Origin of the sequence: Flavobacterium sharifuzzamanii (assembly GCF_003254585.1) — a bacterium.
GTDB lineage: Bacteria > Bacteroidota > Bacteroidia > Flavobacteriales > Flavobacteriaceae > Flavobacterium > Flavobacterium sharifuzzamanii.
Genome location: NZ_QJGZ01000029.1, coordinates 1 through 24,704, shown reverse-complemented (window position 1 = coordinate 24,704; position 24,704 = coordinate 1). Strand labels below are relative to the sequence as shown.

Annotated in this window: 21 protein-coding genes and 2 tRNA genes; 13 read left to right on the top strand and 10 right to left on the bottom strand. The window is 33.9% G+C overall.

Annotated elements, in window-relative coordinates; genetic code table 11:
* The first annotated feature begins 170 nt into the window (after positions 1–170).
* Positions 171–1,403 carry an ATP-dependent Clp protease ATP-binding subunit ClpX gene (clpX, locus tag DMA14_RS00930; protein WP_008467306.1) on the top strand — a complete coding sequence of 411 codons (1,233 nt, stop codon included), beginning with the start codon at positions 171–173 and terminating at the stop codon, positions 1,401–1,403.
* An 82-nt stretch (positions 1,404–1,485) separates the two neighbouring features.
* Here the strand turns inward: clpX and DMA14_RS00925 are convergent, their stop codons facing one another.
* On the bottom strand, positions 1,486–2,451 hold the full coding sequence (locus tag DMA14_RS00925; RefSeq protein WP_111422497.1) for a GlxA family transcriptional regulator: 966 nt from the start codon (positions 2,449–2,451) through the stop codon (positions 1,486–1,488).
* A 141-nt stretch (positions 2,452–2,592) separates the two neighbouring features.
* Between DMA14_RS00925 and DMA14_RS00920 the strand changes: the two genes are divergently transcribed.
* The 6 genes from DMA14_RS00920 (at position 2,593) to serB (ending at position 6,320) form a co-directional block, all read left to right on the top strand.
* A complete protein-coding gene (locus tag DMA14_RS00920; RefSeq protein WP_111422400.1) occupies positions 2,593–3,003 on the top strand; it encodes a VOC family protein in 411 nt (136 codons plus the stop codon).
* Between the two features lie 49 nt (positions 3,004–3,052).
* Complete coding sequence (locus tag DMA14_RS00915) at positions 3,053–3,457, top strand: SRPBCC family protein (protein ID WP_111422398.1); 405 nt, start codon at positions 3,053–3,055, stop codon at positions 3,455–3,457.
* Positions 3,458–3,566: 109 nt separating this feature from the next.
* On the top strand, positions 3,567–3,977 hold the full coding sequence (locus DMA14_RS00910) for a VOC family protein (RefSeq protein WP_111422396.1): 411 nt from the start codon (positions 3,567–3,569) through the stop codon (positions 3,975–3,977).
* Position 3,978: 1 nt separating this feature from the next.
* Entirely contained in the window at positions 3,979–4,416 is a 438-nt protein-coding gene (locus DMA14_RS00905) for an SRPBCC family protein (RefSeq protein WP_111422495.1), read from the top strand.
* A gap of 80 nt (positions 4,417–4,496) precedes the next feature.
* Complete coding sequence (locus DMA14_RS00900) at positions 4,497–4,934, top strand: VOC family protein (protein WP_111422395.1); 438 nt, start codon at positions 4,497–4,499, stop codon at positions 4,932–4,934.
* A gap of 156 nt (positions 4,935–5,090) precedes the next feature.
* The gene (gene serB, locus DMA14_RS00895) at positions 5,091–6,320 is read left to right on the top strand and encodes a phosphoserine phosphatase SerB (RefSeq protein WP_111422393.1); all 1,230 of its coding nucleotides are present in this window, start codon (positions 5,091–5,093) and stop codon (positions 6,318–6,320) included.
* A 502-nt stretch (positions 6,321–6,822) separates the two neighbouring features.
* On the opposite strand, the gene DMA14_RS00890 is transcribed toward serB, so the two are convergent.
* Complete coding sequence (locus DMA14_RS00890; RefSeq protein ID WP_111422391.1) at positions 6,823–7,065, bottom strand: redox-active disulfide protein 2; 243 nt, start codon at positions 7,063–7,065, stop codon at positions 6,823–6,825.
* 13 nt (positions 7,066–7,078) lie between these two features.
* Positions 7,079–8,590 carry a GH3 auxin-responsive promoter family protein gene (locus DMA14_RS00885; RefSeq protein ID WP_111364933.1) on the bottom strand — a complete coding sequence of 504 codons (1,512 nt, stop codon included), beginning with the start codon at positions 8,588–8,590 and terminating at the stop codon, positions 7,079–7,081.
* A gap of 242 nt (positions 8,591–8,832) precedes the next feature.
* Between DMA14_RS00885 and DMA14_RS00880 the strand changes: the two genes are divergently transcribed.
* The gene (locus DMA14_RS00880; protein ID WP_111422390.1) at positions 8,833–9,627 is read left to right on the top strand and encodes a DUF2797 domain-containing protein; all 795 of its coding nucleotides are present in this window, start codon (positions 8,833–8,835) and stop codon (positions 9,625–9,627) included.
* Between the two features lie 246 nt (positions 9,628–9,873).
* Positions 9,874–10,956, top strand: coding sequence for a glycosyltransferase family 9 protein (locus tag DMA14_RS00875; protein WP_111422388.1), 1,083 nt, complete (start codon positions 9,874–9,876; stop codon positions 10,954–10,956).
* 128 nt (positions 10,957–11,084) lie between these two features.
* Here DMA14_RS00875 and DMA14_RS00870 read toward each other — a convergent pair whose 3' ends face one another.
* The 3 genes from DMA14_RS00870 to sppA form a co-directional block, all read right to left on the bottom strand.
* Entirely contained in the window at positions 11,085–13,688 is a 2,604-nt protein-coding gene (locus tag DMA14_RS00870) for an AsmA-like C-terminal region-containing protein (protein ID WP_111422386.1), read from the bottom strand.
* A 174-nt stretch (positions 13,689–13,862) separates the two neighbouring features.
* A complete protein-coding gene (locus DMA14_RS00865) occupies positions 13,863–14,810 on the bottom strand; it encodes an alpha/beta hydrolase family protein (protein ID WP_111422384.1) in 948 nt (315 codons plus the stop codon).
* 11 nt (positions 14,811–14,821) lie between these two features.
* Positions 14,822–16,579: a signal peptide peptidase SppA gene (gene sppA / locus DMA14_RS00860; protein ID WP_111422382.1), complete on the bottom strand. Its 1,758-nt coding sequence runs from the start codon at positions 16,577–16,579 to the stop codon at positions 14,822–14,824.
* A gap of 138 nt (positions 16,580–16,717) precedes the next feature.
* Here sppA and folK point away from each other — a divergent pair, with 138 nt between their 5' ends.
* On the top strand, positions 16,718–17,854 hold the full coding sequence (gene folK / locus DMA14_RS00855; protein WP_111422380.1) for a 2-amino-4-hydroxy-6-hydroxymethyldihydropteridine diphosphokinase: 1,137 nt from the start codon (positions 16,718–16,720) through the stop codon (positions 17,852–17,854).
* 2 nt (positions 17,855–17,856) lie between these two features.
* On the opposite strand, the gene DMA14_RS00850 is transcribed toward folK, so the two are convergent.
* The 4 genes from DMA14_RS00850 to DMA14_RS00835 all read right to left on the bottom strand — a co-directional run bounded on the left by DMA14_RS00850 (position 17,857) and on the right by DMA14_RS00835 (position 21,464).
* A complete protein-coding gene (locus DMA14_RS00850) occupies positions 17,857–18,207 on the bottom strand; it encodes an MmcQ/YjbR family DNA-binding protein (protein WP_111422378.1) in 351 nt (116 codons plus the stop codon).
* A 1-nt stretch (position 18,208) separates the two neighbouring features.
* Positions 18,209–20,380 (bottom strand): Ig-like domain-containing protein, encoded by a 2,172-nt coding sequence (locus DMA14_RS00845; RefSeq protein ID WP_111422376.1) that lies wholly within the window; start codon positions 20,378–20,380, stop codon positions 18,209–18,211.
* A gap of 42 nt (positions 20,381–20,422) precedes the next feature.
* Positions 20,423–20,959 (bottom strand): RNA methyltransferase, encoded by a 537-nt coding sequence (locus DMA14_RS00840; RefSeq protein ID WP_111422493.1) that lies wholly within the window; start codon positions 20,957–20,959, stop codon positions 20,423–20,425.
* Positions 20,960–21,032: 73 nt separating this feature from the next.
* On the bottom strand, positions 21,033–21,464 hold the full coding sequence (locus DMA14_RS00835; RefSeq protein WP_008467274.1) for a DUF1573 domain-containing protein: 432 nt from the start codon (positions 21,462–21,464) through the stop codon (positions 21,033–21,035).
* 157 nt (positions 21,465–21,621) lie between these two features.
* On the opposite strand from DMA14_RS00835, the gene mutS reads away from it, so the two are divergent.
* From mutS to DMA14_RS00820, 3 genes are all read left to right on the top strand, one after another.
* Positions 21,622–24,228, top strand: coding sequence for a DNA mismatch repair protein MutS (mutS, locus tag DMA14_RS00830; RefSeq protein WP_162536269.1), 2,607 nt, complete (start codon positions 21,622–21,624; stop codon positions 24,226–24,228).
* A 161-nt stretch (positions 24,229–24,389) separates the two neighbouring features.
* Positions 24,390–24,462: transfer RNA gene (locus DMA14_RS00825), tRNA-Gly, on the top strand.
* A 15-nt stretch (positions 24,463–24,477) separates the two neighbouring features.
* Positions 24,478–24,563: transfer RNA gene (locus DMA14_RS00820), tRNA-Leu, on the top strand.
* Positions 24,564–24,704 lie beyond the last annotated feature (141 nt).

Below are 24,704 nucleotides of genomic sequence, written 5' to 3'. Positions count from 1 at the left end.
AAGGTTCAAAGTTGCAAAGGAATTAAGGTTCTAAGATTAACTTGAAACTTGAAACAAAATTAAACTTGAAACAAAAAATAAATATTAAGCTGTAAGGAGCTAAGTTTTTAAGTTTTAGGTAAAAAAGCTTAGAAACTTAGTATCTTTGCAGCTTAGTAACTAAATATAGAATGGCAAAAGTAGTATTAGAATGTTCGTTTTGTGGAAGAAAGAAGCCAGAAACTAATTTATTAATTGCAGGTATCAATGCACATATTTGTGATAAGTGTATTGAACAGGCACACGGAATTGTTTTAGAAGAATTAAAATCTAGCGGAAGCGCAAAACTAGTTGGGGACTTAATTTTAAAGAAACCAAAAGAAATTAGAGCTTTCCTAGATCAATATGTTATTGGTCAAGACCAGACTAAAAAAGTAATGTCGGTTGCGGTTTATAATCACTACAAACGTTTAATGCAACAGCAATTAGACGATGAAGTTGAGATTGAAAAAAGTAACATCATTATGGTGGGTCAGACTGGAACAGGAAAAACATTAGTGGCAAAAACTATTGCTAAAATGTTGGATGTTCCTTTGGCTATTGTTGATGCTACAGTATTGACAGAAGCAGGTTATGTTGGAGAAGACGTTGAAAGTATTTTGACTCGTTTGCTTCAGGCTGCAGATTATGATGTAGCAAAAGCAGAAAGAGGAATCGTGTTTATTGACGAAATTGATAAAATTGCCCGTAAGAGCGATAATCCGTCAATTACTCGTGATGTTTCTGGAGAAGGTGTTCAGCAGGCATTATTAAAATTGTTGGAAGGAACAGTTGTAAACGTACCGCCAAAAGGAGGGCGTAAACACCCAGACCAAAAATTTGTTGAGGTAAATACTCAAAATATCTTATTTATTGCTGGTGGAGCTTTTGATGGAGTAGAACGTATTATTTCTAAACGTTTAAATCGTCAGGCAGTTGGTTATTCAACTTCTAAAAACACTGACAATATCGATAAAGATAATTTATTGCAATATATCATTCCAAAAGACATTAAAGACTTTGGTTTGATTCCTGAAATTATTGGACGTTTACCAGTTTTAACGCACATGGATCCTTTGGATAAAGCAACGCTTCGTGCAATTTTAACACAGCCTAAAAATGCATTGATCAAACAATATCAGAAATTATTCTTAATGGATGATGTTGAATTCACGATTACAGATGAAGCTTTAGATTTTATTGTAGATAAAGCTTTGGAGTATAAATTAGGTGCTCGTGGATTACGTTCTTTATGTGAAGCTATTTTGACAGATGCGATGTACGAATTGCCAACATCTGATGATATTAGTTTGACAATCGATAAAGAATATGCAGAACATACGTTAAGTAAAAACTTATTGAAGCGTATGGAAATTGCTTCTTAATTATTGAAAATATATTTTCTAAAAACCTGTTCATTTTTTGAACAGGTTTTTTTATTGTCTTTTTCGTTTAGTTTTATGAAAACTATTGAACTCTAAATTTCTCTCGATATTCAATTGGTTTCATGCCAACCATTTTATAAAAAACCTTTCTAAAAGCTTTAGGATCGTTATAACCTGTTTTTTCAATAATTTCTGAAATTGAAAGCTGGGTTTGTTCTAAATATTTTTTCGAACTTTCGACTCTAATGTTTTGCAAATATTCAATTGGAGGAATTCCTGTCACTTGTTTGAAACGGCGTGTCATGTTTCTGGTACTTGTCGGAATATCTTTTGTGATTTCTTCCAGTTTTTCGATGGAATGGTATTGATTCTCAATTTTTTGCTGTAGCATGGCTACTAAAGAATCATTGTGCAAATGGTTGGGTCTAAAAGTGCTGAAATAGCTTTGTTTGTATCTGTTCAGGTCGATTGAGAATGTTTTAGCAATTTTGACTGCCATCTCGTTACCGCAGAATTTCTGAACCAAAAGAATCAATAGGTGAAAGGTTGAGGTCGATCCGCCACTGGTGTATAAACTTCCGTCTGCAGTCAAAGTTTCTTCTGGTTTTAATTTTACCATCGGGAAAGCTTTGGTAAATGCACTGCAGGCATCAACATGTGTTGTCGCCAATTTTTCATTCAGTAAACCAGAGGCTGCGAACAAAAAAGCTCCGGTACAAAAACTGGCTAATTCAGCTCCAGCCTTATGCTGTTTTTGCAACCACGGAATAAAACTTTTATTCTTTTTAATCATCTCGCTCATATTATCTGTAGTAAAAGCGGGAATTAAAATTAAGTCTAGAATACTATCTGAAGTTTCAATCGCGTTGCTTTTATATCCAAACAAATTTCCTTGATCGTTTTGCTCTTGCGACTGAAAAATCATAATTTCAAATGGTTTTTCAGTTCCAGGAGTAAGTTTGTTCGTAGTTTCGAATACCTCTAATATTGCCGCAATGCTTAGCAATTTATAATCGTGAGGTATGATTAAACCTAGTTTCGTGCTCATGATATTTTGGTTTTTTGGAATTGCAGTATCATACAAAAATAAGCAAAATGTCTTAAATGCCCCTAAAAATGACTTTTATTGGCATTTTTAAGTAATCTTAAAAAATTAAATTTGTTTTAATTAATTCGTAATTTTATAAAGATGAAAACAAAAATCTTCTTAAATCTTGCTGTAAAAGATTTAAACAGGGCAGTGTCTTTTTATAACGGACTTGGTTTTTCGACCAATCCAAAATTCACAAATGAAAAAGGAGCTTGTTTGGTTGTTGATGAAAATATATTTGTAATGATTTTGGTAGAAGAGTTTTATCAAACCTTTACCAAAAAACAAATTTGTGATTCAACAACAACTAGTGAAGCTATTATTGCTATTTCAGTAGACACTCGAGAGCAGGTTGATGAAATGATGGAAAAAGCCATTAAATCAGGCGGAATAGATTATAACCAGACAAATGATTATGGCTGGATGTATCAAAGAACTTTTTTGGATGTTGATGGGCATCATTGGGAAGTTTTCTTTATGGATGAAAGTCAGATTCCAGAAAATATGTAATAATTAATACGAAACAGATTAAACAAAAGAATATTAAAAAACTATAAAAATGATAACAATTAAAAACACCGTGAATGCATCTCTTGACAAAGTTTGGAACTTTTGGAATACTCCAGAACATATTACAAAATGGAGCTTTGCTTCTCCTGACTGGCACACGCCTTATGCAGAAACTGATTTGAGAGAAGGAGGGAAATTCAAATCGACTATGGCAGCAAAAGACGGAAGTATGAGTTTTGATTTTGGAGGTGAATTTACTTTAGTAAAACCAAACGAAGCGCTTTCGTATGTTATGGGAGACGGAAGAAAAGTTGAAATTACTTTTACAAAAACAGCAGATGGTGTTGAAATAATTGAAAGTTTTGACCCAGAAACGCAGAACCCAGAAGAAATGCAGCGTGCTGGCTGGCAGGCAATTCTAGATAATTTTAAAAGTTACGTTGAAGCTAATTAAGGTGCAAAGGAGCAGAGTAACAAAGGCTCAAAGGTTGAAAATAGAATGCTAAATAGTACTTATATGGTTTAAAAAGAAATAAATATCTAACCCAACAAAAAAACAAAAAATGACAAAACAAATATGGTTGAATCTTCCTGTAAAGGATGTGGCAAAAGCGAAAGACTTTTTCTGGAAAATTGGTTTTTCGTTTAATGAACAGCATGATACGCCAAGTTCGACGTGCATGGTTGTAGGTGAAGGACATTTTGTAATAATGCTTTTTGAAGAAATGCTTTTTTCGAGTTTTTCTAAGAACAGCATTACAGATACGAATTCAAGCTCAGAAGTTTTGATTTCGATTGACGCAGAAAGTAGGGAAGAAGTTGATGAATTAGCTGAAAAAGTCAAAGAAGCCGGCGGAAACGTTTTTGCTCCTCCTGCCGAAAGTCAGGGTTGGATGTACGGTTGCGGTTTTACCGATTTGGACGGTCATCGTTGGAATGTTTTATTTATGGATTTTAGTAAATTACCAGATTAAGATGGAAAAATTAGTGTTTAATATTGAGATAAAGGCTTCTAAAGAAAAGATTTGGAAAGTCTTATGGGACGATGAAACGTACAGAAAATGGACAAGTGTTTTCGCTGAAGGAAGTTATGCGGAATCGAATTGGAATGAAGGAGACAAAATTTACTTTTTAGGTCCTGGCGGAGCAGGAATGAATAGTCTTATTGAAACTAAAATTCCAAATGAATATATGGCTTTTAAGCATCTTGGCGAAATCAAAGATTTTAAAGAAGTGCCACCAAATGCGGAGACAGAAAAATGGAGTGGTGCAATGGAAACTTATAAACTGACTCAAAAAGGAGATGCTGTAAATCTTCATGTTGAGGTAGATGTAATTGAAAAACATATTGATTATTTCAAAGACGCCTTTCCAAAAGCGGTGGAATTGATTAAAGAATTGTCTGAGAAGTAAAAGCTAGAAGAAAGAGAATAAAAGAAAGGTAGATAATTAACAATTTAAAATTTTACAATTAACAATTAAAAAGAAATATCATGGCAATAGCAGTTAACCCATATTTAATGTTTAACGGAACATGCGAAGCAGCATTTCTGTTTTATAAATCAGTTTTTGGTGGAGATTTTCCGTATATCGGAAGATTTAAAGATGCTCCTGCGGAAGAAGGCGAAGTGCTTTCTGAAGAAGCTCTGAATAGAATTATGCACGTATCTCTTGCAATTGGCAGTAGTGTTCTAATGGGGAGCGATACACATCCAAGATACGGAGATGTCGGTATTGGAGATAACTTTTCTGTTTCTGTTCATGCCGAAAGCAGAGAAGAGGCAGATAAAATCTTTAACGGACTTTCAGCTGGAGGAAAAGTAGAAATGCCTATGAATGACACTTTCTGGGGATCTTACTTTGGAATGTTTAAAGACAAATTCGGCATCAATTGGATGGTAAGTTTTGATAAAAATGAACCAATGAAATAATCAAAAAGTTACGTTATTTTAATAATAAAACAGAAATGTTAAATTACTCGAAAAAGCACATGAAAATGTGCTTTTTCGTTTCAAAAAAACAATGAATATTCTTTTTTATCAACAAGAGATTGCCGATTTTTGTCGCTTCATAATCAAGAAAGAAAAATGGCAGCAGAAGATAAAGAAATTATTTTATTAAAAGTTTCTGGACACGATAAAATTGGAGTTACAGCAGGTTTAACGGCTGTATTAGCAACGTACGATGCTAATATTTTAGATATCGGGCAAGCTGATATACATGATACACTTTCCTTAGGAATTTTGTTCGAGATTGCTGCAGGATCTTCATCTGCACCCGTTTTAAAAGATCTTTTGTTTAAAGCATACGAATTGGAAATTAAAGTCAAATTTATTCCGATTTCTATCGAAGATTATGAAACGTGGGTAAAATCACAATCAAAACAGCGTTATATCATCAATATTTTAGGAGAGACACTGGCGGCTTCACAACTATCTGCAGTGACCCAAATATTGTCAGATCAGAATTTAAATATTGATTCTATTATCCGATTAACAGGAAGAACTTCTGTTGTAGAAAAAGAAGAATATCCGCGTTCATGTATTCAATTGTCTGTCACAGGCGAAATCGTCAACAAGATTACCATGACAGCGAGTTTTATGGAAATTTCTAGAACACTCAACGTTGATATTTCTTTCCAAGAAGATAATATTTATAGAAGAAACCGCCGTTTGGTTTGCTTCGATATGGATTCGACTTTAATTCAAACCGAAGTAATCGATGAATTAGCAGAATTGAATGGAGTAGGAGATCAAGTTCGTGCCATTACAGAATCGGCTATGAACGGTGAAATTGATTTCAACGAAAGCTTCAAAAAACGTATGGCTTTGTTGGAAGGTTTGAGCGAAGAAGTTTTGCAAAACGTTGCGATTAATTTACCAATCACGCAAGGCGCACATCGTTTAATGAAAGCCTTAAAATACTATGGTTATAAAACAGCAATTCTTTCTGGAGGATTTACCTATTTTGGAGAATATCTTCAAAAAGAATTAGGAATAGACTACGTTCACGCCAATCAATTAGAAATAAAAGATGGTAAACTGACAGGTAAATATTTAGGTGATATTGTAGATGGTCAGAAAAAAGCAGAATTATTAAAAGCAATTGCCGAAAAAGAAGGAATCCACATCAACCAGACTATCGCGGTTGGAGATGGAGCCAACGATTTGCCAATGTTAAATTTAGCAGGTCTTGGAATCGCTTTTCACGCTAAACCAAAAGTAAAAGAAAGTGCTTCAACGTCAATTTCAAGTTTAGGACTTGATGGTGTTCTATATCTTTTAGGATACCACGATAGATATATCGATATGATGTAGAAGTTTAATTTTGCACAATTTTTGTCATTTCGACGAAGGAGAAATCTTCGTAAGAAACTCGACAAAGATTGGTTTTTCGTTACGGAGCTACTTGTGGAGATTTCTCCTTTGTCGAAATGACATATTAGATGCAATAAAACAAAACCTCAGTCTTTCAATTAAGATCTGAGGTTTTTTATATGGGCATGTCCCGCCAGAAAAAGGCGGGGCGGGCTATCCGTTTCAATCTTTTATGCCGAACCCCGGCATAAAAGGATTTCCACTTCTATCCCTCATGCGGGTTTAGTGGAATTATCGTTTTTAAAAAGAAAAATGAAATTTTCAAAGAAGTTTTAATTGAATTGCCTCCAGCTTTAGCTGGAGGAATAAAATATAAAGTACTGATAAGGCTTTAGCCAAAATTGATTAGCTAGAGTATATATTTGGCTAAAGCCATTAATGTGTAATGTTTTTTGACCACTAAAGTTAGTGGCTATTCATATAGAGAAAAGACTTTTTTCGCTTATTTTCTAGATTCCAGTTCTCGTTTCATTTCCTTTAAATTCTTAAGATTCAGGAAAAGAATAGGTAACAAAGCAACAGGAATAACATTCATGGCGCTAAAGCCTTTCATAAAAACAATGAATATATTAAGAACGAATAACATAAAAAGAACAACGCAAAAGATAGTATTCACGGTTTTTAATGTCTTCTGATTTTTAATCAGTTCTTCAGTGGTCATTTCGCTAAATTTTGTGTCTTTCATTTTATAAGTTGTTTTAGCACATTTCTTTCAATTGCTCCAAATAATCTCTTTGATTGGAAAGTCTCGGAATCTTATGCTGACCGCCTAATTTATCTCTTTCCTTTAGCCAGTCATAAAATAGGTTCTCTCTGGCAACATTAACCACCAAAGGATTTAAAGTCATATTGTTATAGCGTTTTGCTTCGTAGTCAGAATTTAGGGTTTGCAGAGTTTCGTCCAGAACTTTTTGGAAAAGACCTACATCGGCAGGATCTTTCTTGAATTCGATCATCCATTCATGAGCACCTTTTTCTTTGTCGTGCATAAAAATAGGAGCAACCGTATAATCGATAACTTCAGTTTGAGTCACCTGACAAGCTTTTGCAATAGCCTGATCAGTATTTTCAACCATTAATTCTTCGCCAAAAACATTAATATGATGTTTGGTTCTTCCTGTAACTCTAATTCTGTACGGATTTAAAGAAGTAAAACGAACAGTGTCGCCAATTAAATAACGCCACAAACCAGAATTTGTAGTAATGACAATTGCGTAGTTTTTATTCAATTCAACATCCGCCAAACGAACCACTTTTTGGTTTGGAGTTCCAAAAGTATCCATCGGAATAAATTCGTAGAAAATTCCGTAATCCAGCATTAATAATAAATCGCTCGAATTGTTTAAATCCTGAATCGCAAAAAAGCCTTCAGAGGCATTGTATATTTCGTAATATCTAAAATCTTTGCTCGGCAATAGTTTTTTGTATTGTTCTCTATAAGGAGAAAAACTTACACCTCCGTGAAAGTAAACTTCCAGATTTGGCCAAAGTTCCAATAAGCTTTGTTTGCCTGTGTTTTCAAGAACTTTATTCATTAAAACCAACATCCAAGACGGAACTCCTGCAAAACTGGTTACGTTCTCATTTTTAGTTTCGTTGATAATGGCTGCAATTTTCGTTTCCCATTCGCTCATAAGCGAAGTTTTACTGCTTGGTGTACTGCTGAACTCAGCCCAAATAGGCATGTTTTCAATCAAAATAGCCGATAAATCGCCAAAGAAAGTATTGTTGTTTTCGTAAATCTGAGAGCTTCCGCCTAAGCGAAGACTTTTTCCCAAAAACAATTCAGAATCTTCATTATTATTTAAGTAAAGACACAAAAGATCTTTGCTGCCTTTGTAATGACAATCTTCAAGAGCTTCATTACTTACAGGAATAAACTTGCTTTTGGCATTTGTAGTCCCGCTTGATTTGGCAAACCATTTAATCGGACTTTCCCAAAAAACGTTTTGTTCGCCCAAACGTGTGCGTTCTATAAGTGGCTGTAATTCTTCGTAAGTTGCAATAGGAACTCTTTCTGCGAATGTCTGATAAGAATTAATACTCGAAAACTCATATTTTTTTCCAATAACTGTATTTTCAGATGCCGTCAATAAGTTATGCAATAATTCTTCCTGAACTTCATTTGGGTATTTTAAAAAAAGTTCTATTTGATGAATCCTTTGTTTGAGGACCCAGGATGCAAACGAATTGATAATAGATAAAGGCATGAATTTGTTTTTTAGTTAAAGGATTTTAGGTTTTAAATCTTTACAATATATGCAAAACAAAAAACTTAAAATTTGAATATCGAGAGACAAATAGTAACTTTGTCTTCATATCAAAAATAATATTTTTTTGTAAAAAACAATTCTATTTGAAGTAAAGATTCTATCTAATCAAACGAATTTTAACACAAAAAATTTTAAATCTTTTGATAAATCGAAATCAGCAATTATAAATAAAAAGACGAATGCAATATCAAGGTGTACTGACAAAAATGCAAACTGAACTAGGGAGTCCAATTCAATACTATTTGGTTTTTGAGGATAGTTTCTTAAATGTGAATCAATTATTGGATAAAGAAATTGAAATCAATTTTGTAGGCTACCAATGTTTGAATTGCGGTAAAAAGAAAAAAATATACCGACAAGGTTTTTGTTACGAGTGTTTCTATTCAAGTCCAGAAGTTGGAGATTGGATTATGAGACCAGAATTGAGCACGGCGCATTTAGGAATTGCAGATAGAGATTTAGAATATGAGTCAAAAGTTCAGTTGCAGCCTCACATTGTTTATTTGGCTTCAGCTTGCGAAATAAAAGTTGGTGTAACGCGTAAAACTCAGGTTCCAACTCGTTGGATAGATCAAGGTGCTTCTCAAGCTATTGCAATTGTTGAGGTTCCGAACCGATATTTGGCAGGAATAACAGAGGTGGCACTAAAAGATCATTATACCGATAAAACCAATTGGAGAAAAATGCTGCAGAATTCTGTTGAGAGCTTTGACCTTATTGCAGAAAAAGCCAAAATTGAAAGTTTAATTCCGGCAGAAGTTAAAGATTATTTTTATGCTGAAAAAAATGATGTTTACGAACTTCAATATCCAGTTTTAAGTTATCCTTCAAAAGTGAATAGTTTAAACTTAGATAAAACACCTTCTTTCAGCGGAAAACTAACTGGAATTAAAGGACAGTATTTATTATTTGAGAATGGAACGGTATTTAATATTCGCGGATCAGAAGGTTATGTGGTCACAATAGACGTCTAGATTTTCTGGGGAGTTGTCGATGTTTTTTATGTAACTGTCTAGTAATTTGTTAAATACAAGATAATTTATTGTAATTTTAACTCAATTCCAAAGACAATGAGATGTGAATATTGATACATTTGATTACAATTTTGTAACAAATGCTTATTGGAAGAATTTATTTTTAGAAAATAAAAGAAGGTAGATTTGAAAATACCACTATTTCTAAAATTAATCAAGATTTTGTAATCGTAAATTATTCCATAAATGAGTGTTTTAAACAAAATAAATGTGCACAGACGTAGCATAATGCGGAGCCTCACAAAGAATGTTGGAAAGGCAAATATGCAAGACGATTTTATTTTGGTCGATAAGAGTGAAATCAAAAAAGTTCTTATTTGTAGACCAAATGGAAGGTTAGGAAACCTTTTATTGATTACACCACTCGTTCAGGAAGTGTCTGAAATGTTTCCAAATTGTAAAATTGATTTATTTGTAAAAGGTACTTTGGCTCCCATTATTTTTGAAAAATATGACGTCGTTGACAAAATAATTCATTTGCCTAAAAAACCATTTAAAAGCTTAGTGGAATACTCAAAGGTTTGGATTTCATTAAAAAGAGCACACTACGATTTAGCTATTAATGTAGATCAAAATTCTTCTTCAGGCCGATTGGCAGTTCAATTTTCAAATGCAAAATACAAGTTTTTTGGAGATTCCAGCGAGGAGTCGGCAGAACAAAAAAATGATTTTGAACACATCGCAAAATATCCAGTCTACAATTTCCGAAATTTTTTATCAAAACTGAGAATGCCTACAAACAGCAATAAAATAATTGCTCCTATAGATCTCAAATTATCGGCTTCTGAAATTACAGAAGGCAGAAGAATTTTAAAAGAACTGACCAATAACGATAAAAAAACAATCTGCATTTTTACTTACGCAACAGGGGCAAAATGTCTATCAGAAGAGTGGTGGGAAAAATTTTATTCTCAGCTTACCTCAGAATATAAAGATTATAATATTATTGAGATTCTGCCTGTAGAAAATGTGTCTCAAATCGGATTTAAAGCGCCAACATTTTATAGTAAAGATATTCGCGAGATAGGATCAGTTATTGCAAATGCTGAGTTATTTATCGGTGCAGATAGTGGAATTATGCATTTATCCAGTGCTGTCCATACACCAACTATCGGATTGTTTTCTGTTTCTAATCTAAAAAAATACGAACCTTATGATAATTGCAGTATCGGTATAGACGTAAATCTCTACACGAAAAAACAATACATAAAAACTATAAATACAATTTTGAATAATGGAAGATTAAGCAGTTATTCAAAAGCTATATAAAAACAAAAAATCCTGTTCGAATGAACAGGATTTTTTGTTTTTTAAGATGCTGAGGTTCTAAGGTGCTGAGGTTCTAAGTTTTTTTTTAGTTTTAGAAAAGCTTAGCACCTTAGCATCTCAGAACCTTTTTATGGATTCTTTTTCTTGAAAAGACCATTCAATAAATCACTTGCTTTTTTTGTTACTTCTTGAGTTTTCTGCTCTTTTTCAGTTTTTGCAGCTTGAGTTGTGTCTTTTGCTTTTGTGTTTTTATTTATCAAATCAGTAAGCGCTGAAGTTCCTTTTTGAGTCAGTTTGTCTTTTTGCTGATTTACCAATTGTGTAGTTAAATTGCTCACAGCAGCTTTCATATCTGTACTGATTTTAGGATTTGAAAAGTTACCAGTCAAAGAAGCATTGATCGGAATATTATCCAGTTTAGCAGCATCTGCAGGAGACATTTTTGCAATTAAGTTGTTGGCTTCAGTTCCCAAATATTTGGCAGGAACATCAAATTTTAGAGTATAATTCATAGTTTGATCGAAACCATGAGTTCCTCCAACAGTTACTTTAATATCTTGGTACTTAATGTCAAAAGGTTTAACATTTACTTTTCCATTATCAAAGGTTAAAGCAGCTTTAATATCATTCAAATTCACTTTATTTAAATCAAGAAACTTAACATTAGAACTTAATGCAGTAAGTAAAGTAGAGTTACTCGAGTTAACTGTAGTAGACAGTAATTGACCAATTAAATCTCCAGAAATAGATTTAAGATCTGGAGTCAATTCTTTTGCATCCAAATTACCATTCAGTTTAATAGTTGAATTCAGTTTCCCGTTAATGATTCCGGCAATCGGCGCGATTTTTTTCATCATGTCCAACTGTGTAAAAGTCTGTGCGATGTCTACCTGATTGAATCCTAAATTCATGTCAAAAGTTGGCACTTTTTCTTTTGTAGAAACTGCTCCGTTAAGACCAATAGATCCTCCGAAAATATTTGTTTTAAAGTTTTCAAGAGTTGCTTTTTCATCTTTAATAAGCAATCTTCCAGAAACATCTTTTAATTTCAGATTGTCATATAAAACCGTTGTTGCTTTTGCATTCAATGTACAATTTAAGAAAGCAGGAATCTTCATCGCATCAGCTGGTTTCGCTGGAGTTTTGGTTTCTTCTTTTGCAGGTTCGCCAGCAGTCATGAAATCATCAACAGCCAATTGGTTTGAGCTCATATTGAAGTTTCCTTTCAGTTCTTGTTTTTTAAACATAAAACCATAGAAATTCTCTAAAACTCCATTAATGCTGATATCACTTTTTCCAGTAGTAGCATCAAATTGTTTTAAGTTAATTCTGCTCGGATTAAATTCAACCATAGCTGTGCTGATGTTCATAGATTTGTTGTTCTCGTCAGTATATTTAAATCCTGACAAGCTCATTGTACCAGCATTTTTGATATTTTGGTATTGGCTTTTTTCTACAGAAGCCATGTCAAAATTAGTAGTAACATCTGCTTTTAATATACCAGCCAAAGGTTTGTCCATTTTGATCGGATATGCTTTTGAAAGATTAGCCAGGTTGATTGTTCCTTTTAAAGCCGCATCAATAATAGGATTTACAGTGATGTTTTTGATATTCGCTTTAGCGTTAAAAACATCCTGATCAATTCTAAAAGATAACTTATCTAGGTTGACATAAGTATCATTTAAAATTCCAGTCTCGTTAATGATTTTTGTGTCAATTACAATATTTTGAACCGATTTTGGAAGGTTTGGATATTGGAAAGAAGCATTGTTAGATGCAATCTCGATATTAAATTTAGGAACAGTTGTATCAGTAAGTTCTCCTTTTGCAAAACCATTTACTGTAAAATCTCCAGTAGTTTTTACGCCATCCAAACCTGCTGCATAAGCAGAAGGAATTAGACCTAAGAAATTGGTAAAAGATGAAGTAGGAGTTTTGAACTTTAAATCGTAAATCTGAGCTTTCTCAGCCATTTGAATGAATCCGTCAAATTCTAACGGCAATTGATTGATTAAAGCTTTATTCTCTTTAAAAGTATATTTGCTTTTCTCTAAATCGATTCCAAGAACGGCGTCAAGAGTTAGTTTCACATTTTTCATGTAATTTATTTTATCCATGTCCAATGAAACTTTTGCTGTAGATTTTGTAGTCAGATCTAGTTTTGAATTGGTAAAATCTCCAGTTCCTTCGTGGTTTAAACTGTCAATGACCATTTTAATTTTAGAACCTTGATCGATGTATCTAAAAGTAAAATTCTCAATTTTATAGTTTTGGATTTTCAATGCAAGTGGTTTGCTTGCTTCGTCTTTCTTATCTTCTTTTTTGTCTTTTAAAGCAATATCGAAGTTTCCGACACCATCTTTATTGAAAATGATATTTACTAATCCGTTGGTAGAACTAATTCCCTGAATGCTTAAAGGTTCTTCTTTTCCTTTGAAAAGCTCTTTAATGCTCATTTTTAAATTCAATTCTCCTAGTGAAACCAAAGTATCGCCTTCAAAAGGGGCTTTGTTGATGATAACTAACTTTTCGATTCCAACTGTCGCGTTTGGAAAATTCTTAAACAAACTTAAATCGGCATCAGTAAAACTTACTTTGGCATCAACACTTTCATTGATGGCTTCGACGATTTTTGACTTGATTTGGTCTTTAAACAAAAACGGAATGGCAAATAATGCAGCAACAAATACCACAAGAACTATGGCACTTATTTTTAAAACTTTTTTTAGCATATAAATAGATTTGAGGGTTTACATTTTAAAATCGACTCCTGCAAAAATAGTTTTTTTTACTAGAGTTTGAAGATAAAGTTTTCTTAATTACGTAAGAAAAATATTAAAAATAGTTAAATAAAAAAATCCGTTGAGAACTATTTTCAAAACGGATTTTTTAGGGTGTTTATTTTATCATTTCTCAATAAAAGAGACAATCTTTTCAACTAAGACTTCCGAAATTGGAAGTGTTTCGTTATTGTAACTGGCTAAATTAGCTTCTTGACCGCCATCGACAATTTTCATAATATGATTCATTTTGTCAATAATCTGCAAGTCTGCATTTTTGTTTGCCTGTTTTAAATTTTCGGCATCTTTTACTGCAATCTGAATATCATTATTTCCTTGTACTATTAAAATAGGAATGGTAAGCTTTTGTATTTCGGTCTGAGGGTTGTATTTGAACGACGAAATCAGATAAGGTTGGACACTTGGCCTGAAAAGAGAATTTAGCATCGGGTCGACTTTTTTTACCTCAAATCCGTTTTTTAAACTATCAATAATTGGAAAAGTTATGTCATTAAGCTGTTTCATTGACTTTGCTCCAATCTGTGTTTTCAAAATCTGATCTGCTGGTTCGCCTGCACCTGCAATCGAAATAAACTTATCTGCTTTTCCACTGGCAACCATTCCAATCAAAGAGCCTTCGCTGTGACCGATTATAATTATTTTAGAAAAACGTTTATCTTGTTTTAAATAATTAATCCAGCTTTTCGCGTCTTGAATGTAGTTTTCAAAAACCAAACTACTTTCAGAACCTCCGGCCGCTTTACTTTCTCCAATTGCTCTTTTGTCATATCTTAAAGATGCAATTCCGTTTTTTGCTAAAGCTTCTGCCAGCATTTTCAACGAATTGTTTTTCATCATCGGATTATTTCCGTTTCTATCCGTTGGGCCAGAACCCGCAATGATTAAAGTAACTGGAAACTTTTTGGTTAAATCTGGCGTTGTCAGTGTGCCAAAAATCTGATCATTATTTATCTTTAAGATCGCTGGTGTTTCCTTAAACGTGATTTCTTTTTGGGTTTGGGCGTTTAAGAAACTCCAAAACAAAACCGTTAGAAAAAGAATTACTTTATTCATCTTTTGTCCAATTAATAAATGTTGATTCCGTAAGGTAATATGGCTTGAACTCCTTTTTGTTTTTGGAATTTTTTAACCTGTTCAATAAGAAGATAATTTTCTTCTCCGATTTCTTCTTTTATAAATGCTTCTTTCGATTTTGCAAAAGGAAGATTACCTAATAGATCGTTTAAGGTTTTTTCGTATTCAGGATAATTCTGAGTACTGTAATTTTTTACTTTAGCGATTCTTGCTGCTTCAGCAATCGCATCATTTAGTCCGCCTATTTTATCTACTAAACCAATTTTTAAAGCTTCGGTTCCAGACCAAACTCTACCTTGTGCAATAGAATCAACTTGTGCAAAAGTCATTTTGCGTCCTTCGGCAACGTGAGTCACAAAAGTGTTATAGATTTTTTCAACCCCTTCTAAGGTAAAAGCTTTGAATTTTTCATCGACAGGTAAAAAGGGACTGTAATTTGCAGAATTCTCATGCGTTTTAACCTGCTCAGAATTGATTCCTAATTTATTAGCCAATGGACTAAAATTTGGCAGCATTCCGAAAACACCAATAGATCCGGTAATCGTATTGTTTTCGGCAAATATTTTATTGGCATTACAAGCAATATAATAACCGCCAGAAGCAGCATAATTACCCATAGAAACGACAACTGGTTTAACTTTTTTAGTGATTTCGATTTCTCTCCAAATTAAATCAGAAGTTAGTGCGCTTCCTCCTGGACTGTCGATTCTAAGAACGATAGCTTTAACATCGTCATTTTTTCTTGCTTCCTGAAGAGAACGTCTCATTGAACCTTCTCCAATAGTATTTACATCTCCTTCTCCGCTTCCAATTTCGCCTTGAGCGTAAATAATAGCAATCTGATCTGACGCAGAATTCGCTAAAGCTGTTGTTACGTTATTTTGAGTATAATCTGAGATTGAAATTTTATTATAATCTTCGTCTTTGTCTACTTTTAGCGCTTTTCTGATAGCATCGTGATAAACATCTTCGTAAGCAATAATATCAACCAAATGCTGTTGTTTGGCCATTTCTGGAGTTCTTGCCAAAAGTCCGTTTGCAATTTCGTTTAATTTAGGAAGCGGAATATTTCTGCTTTTTGAAATATCAGCAGAAACGGTAGACCAAATAGAATTCAAAAGCGCCGTGATTTGTTCTCTGTTGGCATCACTCATTTTGTTGTCTAAGAAAGGTTCAACAGCACTTTTGTATTTTCCGTGACGAATAACTTCCATGTGAATTCCCGATTTATCCTGAAAATCTTTAAAAAACATAACTTCAGAAGAAAGACCTTTAAAATCTAAATCTCCAGCAGGATTTATATAAATTGTGTTAGCAACAGAATTTAAATAATATTCTTTTTGAGAATAAGTATTTGCGTAAGCCCAGACAAATTTCCCTGACTTTTTAAAGCTTTCAAGAGCATTTCTTAAATCTTTATATTGTGCAAGACCAAGAGAAGACTCGTCGTTTAAGATCGAAATTCCTTTGATGTTGTCATCTGTTTTAGCGGCTTCAATTGCATTGATAACATCTGTCAAACCAATGCCTTTTTTGTCTGAAAAGACAGTTACCCAAGGATCTTTATATTTCCCTGCGTAATCATTTTTAATTTCTTTTAAATTCAATTCAATAACCGAATCCGATTTAACAGAAACAGTATCGTCTCCGCCAAAAATGGCTCCGATAAAGATTACTCCAAAAAAGAAGAGCATAATAAAAACAAAAATACCAATAACTGTGGCAATTACATTTCCTAAAAACTTCATATGTATATTTTTTTAATAAGTAGCGAAAAAGGGCAAAATGTTACAAATTAGACTTCTAAATTATTGATTGGATTTGAGACGTCGTTTCACAAATATATTGGTTAATTCTAAAATAGTTTTAGTTAATTTGCATTAATTATGAAATTACAGCATCAAGTCGTTTTATCGATAGGCAGCAACCAAGGCAGCAGACTAGAAAACATTCAGAAATGTATTGATTTAATACACCAAAATGTAGGGACTGTTATTGAGGTTTCAAAACTTTACGAAACTCCAGCATGGGGCTTTGAGAGTGATGCTTTTTATAATTGTGCACTTCTTCTGCATACTTATTCTTCTGCACAAAAAATACTCAATCAGATTTTAAAAGTCGAAAAAGAACTGGGAAGAATCCGTTTGAACCAAGAAGGATATCAGTCTAGAATTATTGATGTTGATCTGATTGCTTTTGATGCTGAAATAATTGATACAGAAAAACTTCAAGTTCCTCATCCATTAATGCAAAATAGAAACTTTGTTTTATTGCCAATGCAGGATTTAAAGTTAAATTGGAAGCACCCGATTTTGCAGAAAACAGTTTCAGAACTAATTGCCTTTACTCCAGATGACAGTGTGTGTACGGTTGTTCAGGATTTGAAAAGCCCAATTGCTCAAATTCCGTTAAACCAATTTAATTATGTTGCTTTTGAAGGAAATATTGGCGCAGGAAAAACTACTTTGGTGCATAAAATATCAGAAGATTTTAACGGAAAAACGGTTTTAGAGAGATTTGCAGATAATCCATTTCTTCCAAAGTTTTACAAAGATCAAAATCGATATGCGTTTCCTTTAGAAATGTCTTTCCTGGCTGATCGCTATCAGCAGTTAGCAGATGATTTGGCGCAGTTTGATTTGTTTAAAGATTTTATTGTTGCAGATTACCATATTTTTAAATCACTGATTTTTGCAAAAATCACGCTTGCTGAAGATGAATATCGTTTGTATAGAAATCTATTCGATATTATTTACAGAGAAATGCCAAAACCAGATTTGTATATTTATTTGTATCAAAATACAGATCGTCTTCTTCAAAATATCAAAAAACGCGGTCGAGTTTATGAACAGAATATAGAAGCTGCATATTTAGAAAAAATAAATAATGGTTATTTAGAATACATAAAATCTCAAACCGATTTGAATGTTTTAATCATTGATGTTTCTAATCGTGATTTTGTAAAAAATCACGAAGATTATCTTTATATTTTAAATGAAATTAAGAATAAAACGGCTTCTTGAATTTATATTATTCCGAGCTGTTTTCTGAGTTTTGCAGATAATTTTTCCTGAACAAGACGATAAGACTGCTGAATGTATTTTTCCCATTCTGATTTTTTCATTCGAGTAATATCGTCAATTAAAACCCATTTGTATTTGGCAACATAAGGTGCTGGTTTAAATCCGGGTTTATTGCTTATTTCTTCAAATTCTTCATCCAAAACTTTAAATGAAGCCGACGTAGGATTTTGGTCAAGTCCAACAACACAGTACATTTTTGAGCCCACCGAAAAGACCAGATCGTGTTCCCATTTAATATCTTCAGTTGTACCCGTTAGTTTTTGACAGATTTCTCGAATGGTTTCTATATTCATATTATCTTTTTAATGTAAAATGTCCTCTTAAAACAGGTGTTGAATCATCTACTTTTAAAGCATACCAATAATCAGATGAAGGAAGAGGAACTTGATTTAATGTGCCATCCCAGCTCATTTTGAAACGACTCAATTGTGCTATTAGTTTTCCGTAGCGATCAAAAATTGTCACGACAGCCTGAGGATAATTTTCCATTCCGGTTACTTCCCAAACATCGTTGTAAGTATCGTTGTTTGGTGTAAAAAATGGAGGAAAAACAAGTATTACAAATTGTTTGGTATCGTGCCCACATCTGTTTTTTTCTCGTACATAAGCGGTTTGCAAGCCACCAGGGACATCGTAAAAAACAGTTGAATCTTGATAATAAATGTCATCAACAGAATACTCAAAATAATCTTCTGCTTTTACAGGATAAATAATGGCTGTAGTTCCTTCAACATCAACACGCGCGATTTGAGGAATCATATGTTCTTCAACTGTTATTGTTTTTGTGCTTGAACAGTTTTCAGGACTTGTAACAAGGACGGTATATTTGCCTCCTTTGCTAACTGTAATTTGTTGAGTTGTTTCATTAGCATTTGACCATGAATAACTCATTCCAGAAATTCCTGCATCTAACGTTATGGATTGAAATTGACATAAAGGCAAAGTCTCATCTGTAACTACCGGAGGAGTATGAATTACAATGTTTACCGGAGTTCTGGTTGTGTTTATGCATCCATTATTTGATGCTTCAGCATAGTAAGTCCTATTGGATGAAATTATTGGGGTTGTAAAAGTTGTTCCTTGAGATATAATGGTTTGGTCAGTTGCCGAAGCATACCAGTTTATAATTCCAATATTTGAAGTTGCTTTAATCGTTAAAGATCCCGCACCACAATTTGTATAAGTGTCTTTTTCTGCTATTGGTGTTACAGGAGTTGAATATACAGTTGCTTTTACTGTTTTACGGTTGGATTCGCAACCAGCATCAACATAATAAGTTGTAGTTGCAGTTAGTGTTGGCGTAGTATAGGTTGGACCTGTTGCTAATAAATTTCCGCCAACAAGAGCATCATACCATCTGATTGTTGCTCCAACCGGGGCAGTTGCATTAAAGGTAAAGTTTCCAGAATCGCAAGCAGGAGTTGGATCAATAGAGGTTAATGCTTCTGGTATAGTGATTTTAGTGCTAGCTGCAATTTCTAATGGAGTTTCGCCCGGCATTCCGCCATATTCTACAATATATCCTTTTGGCTGATAAGCATCTCCAGAGGTAAGTGATCCTGTATTTGATAAATCATTCCAAGAGCCTCTTATTCCTACGCCTGGCTGCGTTATGTGGGCATAATCTTCATCGCCTTGCTGGTTCGGTTCGCCAGTGTTCCAAAAAGCATAATTTGGTGTCGAACCATTTGCATTTCCTCTCCAAAAAATAGTTCCTGCTTCTGGACCGGTAACCCATTTCCAAATACCTTCAGTTTCTGCATCACTTCCTCCAATCCATCCAGTTCCAGAAGCTTGCTCGCCAATTAATTTTGCTTCATCGGCAGATAGAATTGTTGCCAAATAACCTTGAAGGCCGTAGTAGGTGCTTGAAGCGGCCAAATCTCTTGCATTTGTCCAAGTAACGCCAATATTTGGAATAAAGAGGTAATAATGTCCAGTAGAGGGCAAATAATTAGCCTGTCCAATTGTAATAGAAAATGTTCTTGTTCCGCTAGCTGTTGCAGAAGTATTAGTAAATATAACATCTTTTACTGCTGAGACAAAATCATCATACGGAATGTCAGCTGCAGTTGTTCCCGACAATCTTAGTTTTCCAGATGAAGCGTCCCAACTGGTTACAATGTTAGGGTGCAAGCTCGGATTTGTTAGTTCTAATCGATCAAAACCATTTGAATATCCAGACGAAATCTGAATGTAAAGTACTTGTGTTCCGTTTTCAGTAATATCATGGTCAATTCTAAAGTCAGTTACAATGTTAATTGATGTTTGTGGACAATAAAATTGATCTCCTTGTGCAATAAGTTTTGGAGGGTCAATTGCAAATTTGCTTTTCTTTTGTTTTTTAGGTTTTGAGAAGTATGTATTATTTTTGTTAAAAGTTTTTATATTTTCATTCGCATGTGAAAAATTGAAACTTAAAACGAAAAATAAAAAGAAAAAGATTGCTAATTTGATATTCTTCATTCGCTAAAAATATCAATTAATTGAGAATAAAAAAATAATTTTTTATTCAGGCCAATTTATTTTTTGAAATAAGTCCCAAACCACAATTCCTGCACTTACAGAAATGTTAAGAGAGTGTTTTGTTCCCAGCTGAGGAATTTCAATACATCCGTCGCAGATTGCAACAGCTTCTTGTGATACGCCATAAACCTCATTTCCAAAAACCAAAGCATATTTCTGATTTTTTTCAACTTTAAAATCTTGAAGAAAAATCGCACTTTCGACCTGCTCAATAGCCATAGTCAAAACATTTTCTTTCTTTAAGTTTTCGATAACTTCCAAAACATTTTCATGATGTTCCCAAGTAACGGTTTCTGTTGCGCCCAGAGCAGTTTTGTGGATTTCTTTATTTGGAGGAGTTGCAGTAATACCGCAAAGAATTATTTTTTCGATCAAAAACGCATCAGCTGTTCTAAAAACGGAACCAATATTATGCAGACTTCGAATATCGTCTAAAACTAATATTAAAGGTGTCTTCTCCGATTTTTTAAAATCTTCAATTGATTTGCGGTCTAGTTCGCTGTTTTCGAGTTTTCTCATTGTTTTAAATTCATGCATAAAAAAAGCTTCCAAAGATAAGGAAGCTTTTTGATTATTTTAAATGTTTTTCAGATTAGCTTTTTACTGGATCTGGTAAAACAGTACCTTTAATAGTAAGGATTTTTGTAGGTTGCCCTTCAGCGTTAGAAGTAACAGTTACAGTTTTTGTAAAAGCACCAACTCTGTCAGTAGCATATTTTACACCAATAACACCTTTAGCTCCTGGAGCGATTGGTTCTTTTGGAGTAGTAGGAACTGTACATCCGCAAGATCCTTGAGTGTTTGTAATGATTAATGGTTTTGTTCCATTGTTAACAAAAACGAACTCACGTTTTCCATCTGCATTGTGAGCGATAGTTCCGTAGTCAATAGTTTCAGTTTCGAAAAGCATTCCCGCTCCTTCAACTTTAGCAACTTTAGCAGCTTTGGCTTTTTTAGTTGTTTGCGCGTTAGTAGCCGTAATACCAGCTACAGCTAACATAGCGAATAAAATTATTTTTTTCATCTTAGGGTCTTTTTTTTAAATGATAAACAAAGCTATATAAAATTCTTAAACCACAACCTAAAAATATCTTAAAATATTTTAATTTTTGAAGCTTTCGATATGCCACTAAAAAATCATAAATTCGCTGTCTTAATTTTTTCATTTAAAATATAATAATTTGGCAGCTAAAGAGAAAGTGGTGAAAGAAACACCTTTAATGAAACAGTACAACGAAATCAAGGCTAAATATCCTGATGCATGTCTGCTTTTCAGAGTAGGAGATTTTTATGAAACCTTTGGAGAAGACGCCATTAGAGCTTCTAAAATTTTAGGGATAACATTAACTAAAAGGGGAGCAGGGTCTGATACCGAAACAGCGCTGGCTGGGTTTCCGCATCATTCTGTAAATACTTATTTGCCAAAATTGGTAAAAGCTGGACTTCGTGTTGCGATCTGCGATCAGCTGGAAGATCCAAAAATGACCAAAACAATCGTGAAAAGAGGTGTAACGGAGCTTGTAACTCCGGGAGTTTCTCTGAATGATGAGGTTTTACAGTCAAAATCAAACAACTTCTTGGCATCTGTTTATTTTGCTAATAAAAATATCGGAATCTCATTTTTGGATGTTTCGACAGGAGAGTTTTTAACAGCTCAAGGAAATGCAGAATACATTGATAAGTTGCTTCAAAACTTTAATCCGAGTGAGGTTTTAGTGCCAAAGAATAATAAAGGAGATTTTAAAACTGCTTTTGGAGAGGATTTTCATAGTTTCTATTTAGAAGATTGGATCTATAAAGAAGATTATGCATTAGAAACCTTAACAAAGCATTTTCAAACGAATTCCTTAAAAGGATTTGGAGTTGAAGAATTGAAAGAAGGAATTATTGCTTCTGGTGCGATTTTGTATTATCTTTCAGAGACACAGCACAATCGTGTACAGCATATTACATCGATTCAACGTATTGCAGAAGATGCTTATGTTTGGATGGATCGCTTTACGATTAGAAACTTAGAATTATATCACAGCTATAACCCAAATGCAGTTACACTTTTGGATGTTATTGATAAAACGCTTTCTCCAATGGGAGGACGTTTACTGAAACGTTGGCTGGCTTTACCATTGAAAGATGCTAATAAAGTAAAAGGTAGGCATGAAGTTGTGGCTTATTTAAAGTCAAATCCTGAAATCTTGCATAATATCCAATATCAAATCAAGCAGATTTCAGATTTGGAACGTTTGATTTCTAAAATTGCTGCAGGAAAAGTTTCTCCTCGTGAAATCGTATATTTAAAGGAATCTTTGGATGCCATTATTCCAATTAAAACTCTTGCGTTGGAAAGTCCGCAGGAAGCTGTAAAAGTTATTGGAGACAGTTTGCATGCTTGTGATTTGCTTCGTGAAAAAATTAAGACTACACTAAATCAAGATGCTCCAGTTGCCATTTCGAAAGGGAATGCTATTGCGAGTGGAATAAATGAAGAACTGGATGAGCTTCGTGCGATTTCGACTTCAGGAAAAGAGTTTTTAGAAGGAATCGAAAAAAGAGAATCTGAAAGAACTGGAATTTCGTCATTGAAAATTTCTTTTAATAATGTTTTCGGATATTATATCGAAGTTAGAAACACACATAAAGATAAAGTGCCAGAAGAATGGATTCGTAAGCAGACATTGGTAAATGCAGAGCGTTATATTACCGAAGAATTGAAAGAATACGAAACTAAAATCTTAGGTGCAGAAGAAAAGATCTATAAAATAGAAAGTGAGCTTTTTGAGCAATTAGTAGCTTGGATTTCTACTTATATCAAACCAGTTCAAATGAACGCGTATTTGGTGGCGCAATTGGATTGTTTGTGTTCTTTTACACAAATGGCTGTCGAAAATCAATATGTGCAACCTGAAATCGATGATACATTCGAATTGGATATTAAAAACGGAAGGCACCCTGTAATTGAAAAACAATTGCCAGTTGGAACGCCGTATATTGCCAATGATGTTTTCTTAGACAGAGAAACACAGCAAATTATTATGATTACCGGGCCAAACATGTCGGGTAAGTCGGCGATTTTAAGACAAACGGCTCTAATTGTACTTTTGGCTCAAATGGGAAGTTTTGTTCCTGCTGATAGTGTTAGAATGGGAATCGTAGATAAGATTTTTACCAGAGTAGGAGCTTCAGATAATATTTCGATGGGAGAATCTACTTTTATGGTAGAAATGAATGAAACAGCTTCTATTTTGAATAACCTATCAGATAGAAGTTTGGTATTGTTAGATGAGATCGGAAGAGGAACAAGTACTTATGACGGAATTTCGATTGCTTGGGCAATTGCCGAATTCTTGCACGAGCATCCAGGAAGAGCAAAAACGCTTTTTGCAACGCATTATCATGAGCTGAATGAAATGACAGAATCGATGCCTAGAATCCAGAATTTCAATGTGGCGGTAAAAGAATTAAAAGACACCGTTCTTTTTGTTAGAAAGCTAGTAAAAGGAGGAAGCGCACATAGTTTTGGAATTCACGTGGCTAAAATGGCCGGAATGCCGCAATTGGTTATTTCGAAAGCGCAAAAGCTTTTAAAGAAATTAGAAAAGAATCATTCAAGTGATGCTTTAAACGGAATAAAATCTGCTAATGATGAAATGCAGATGAGTTTCTTTAATCTTGATGATCCTTTGCTGGAGGAGATAAAAGAAGAGATTTTGAATCTCGATATTAATGCAATTACACCAGTGGAAGCATTGATGAAACTGAATGAGATCAAAAGAATGCTTGTTAAAAAATAAAATTCAAAATTTTTTCAAATTTAAACTTTAGGTTATCAGAAGGTTATAAAATAAGTCGATTTTTTTTTGAAAAAACGCTTGTGTAATTGAATAAATGTCCTAAATTTGCACTCGCAATACGAAACAAAACAAGTGTTGCGGTTCTTAATAAATTTGAAAATGCGAAAATAGCTCAGTTGGTAGAGCGCGACCTTGCCAAGGTCGAGGTCGCGGGTTCGAGCCCCGTTTTTCGCTCTAAAACCATACAATGCTCGGATGGTGAAATTGGTAGACACGCTGGACTTAAAATCCAGTGAACAGCAATGTTCGTGCGGGTTCAAGTCCCGCTCTGAGTACTAAAGCCTCTTCTTTTGAAGAGGCTTTTTTTATTTGCAGACTTGCAGGAAATAAATTTACGCAGTAAATTTATTAGAATCTCAGAATCTCAGAATCTCAGAATCTCAGAATCTCAGAATCTCAGAATCTCAGAATCTCAG

What these genes read in the sequence shown, in the direction of transcription:
- clpX (WP_008467306.1), top strand. Translation starts at nt 171, where the DNA reads ATGGCAAAAGTAGTATTAGAATGTTCGTTTTGTGGAAGAAAGAAGCCA.
- DMA14_RS00925 (WP_111422497.1), bottom strand. Translation starts at nt 2,451, where the DNA reads ATGAGCACGAAACTAGGTTTAATCATACCTCACGATTATAAATTGCTA.
- DMA14_RS00920 (WP_111422400.1), top strand. Translation starts at nt 2,593, where the DNA reads ATGAAAACAAAAATCTTCTTAAATCTTGCTGTAAAAGATTTAAACAGG.
- DMA14_RS00915 (WP_111422398.1), top strand. Translation starts at nt 3,053, where the DNA reads ATGATAACAATTAAAAACACCGTGAATGCATCTCTTGACAAAGTTTGG.
- DMA14_RS00910 (WP_111422396.1), top strand. Translation starts at nt 3,567, where the DNA reads ATGACAAAACAAATATGGTTGAATCTTCCTGTAAAGGATGTGGCAAAA.
- DMA14_RS00905 (WP_111422495.1), top strand. Translation starts at nt 3,979, where the DNA reads ATGGAAAAATTAGTGTTTAATATTGAGATAAAGGCTTCTAAAGAAAAG.
- DMA14_RS00900 (WP_111422395.1), top strand. Translation starts at nt 4,497, where the DNA reads ATGGCAATAGCAGTTAACCCATATTTAATGTTTAACGGAACATGCGAA.
- serB (WP_111422393.1), top strand. Translation starts at nt 5,091, where the DNA reads ATGGCAGCAGAAGATAAAGAAATTATTTTATTAAAAGTTTCTGGACAC.
- DMA14_RS00890 (WP_111422391.1), bottom strand. Translation starts at nt 7,065, where the DNA reads ATGAAAGACACAAAATTTAGCGAAATGACCACTGAAGAACTGATTAAA.
- DMA14_RS00885 (WP_111364933.1), bottom strand. Translation starts at nt 8,590, where the DNA reads ATGCCTTTATCTATTATCAATTCGTTTGCATCCTGGGTCCTCAAACAA.
- DMA14_RS00880 (WP_111422390.1), top strand. Translation starts at nt 8,833, where the DNA reads ATGCAATATCAAGGTGTACTGACAAAAATGCAAACTGAACTAGGGAGT.
- DMA14_RS00875 (WP_111422388.1), top strand. Translation starts at nt 9,874, where the DNA reads ATGAGTGTTTTAAACAAAATAAATGTGCACAGACGTAGCATAATGCGG.
- DMA14_RS00870 (WP_111422386.1), bottom strand. Translation starts at nt 13,688, where the DNA reads ATGCTAAAAAAAGTTTTAAAAATAAGTGCCATAGTTCTTGTGGTATTT.
- DMA14_RS00865 (WP_111422384.1), bottom strand. Translation starts at nt 14,810, where the DNA reads ATGAATAAAGTAATTCTTTTTCTAACGGTTTTGTTTTGGAGTTTCTTA.
- sppA (WP_111422382.1), bottom strand. Translation starts at nt 16,579, where the DNA reads ATGAAGTTTTTAGGAAATGTAATTGCCACAGTTATTGGTATTTTTGTT.
- folK (WP_111422380.1), top strand. Translation starts at nt 16,718, where the DNA reads ATGAAATTACAGCATCAAGTCGTTTTATCGATAGGCAGCAACCAAGGC.
- DMA14_RS00850 (WP_111422378.1), bottom strand. Translation starts at nt 18,207, where the DNA reads ATGAATATAGAAACCATTCGAGAAATCTGTCAAAAACTAACGGGTACA.
- DMA14_RS00845 (WP_111422376.1), bottom strand. Translation starts at nt 20,380, where the DNA reads ATGAAGAATATCAAATTAGCAATCTTTTTCTTTTTATTTTTCGTTTTA.
- DMA14_RS00840 (WP_111422493.1), bottom strand. Translation starts at nt 20,959, where the DNA reads ATGAGAAAACTCGAAAACAGCGAACTAGACCGCAAATCAATTGAAGAT.
- DMA14_RS00835 (WP_008467274.1), bottom strand. Translation starts at nt 21,464, where the DNA reads ATGAAAAAAATAATTTTATTCGCTATGTTAGCTGTAGCTGGTATTACG.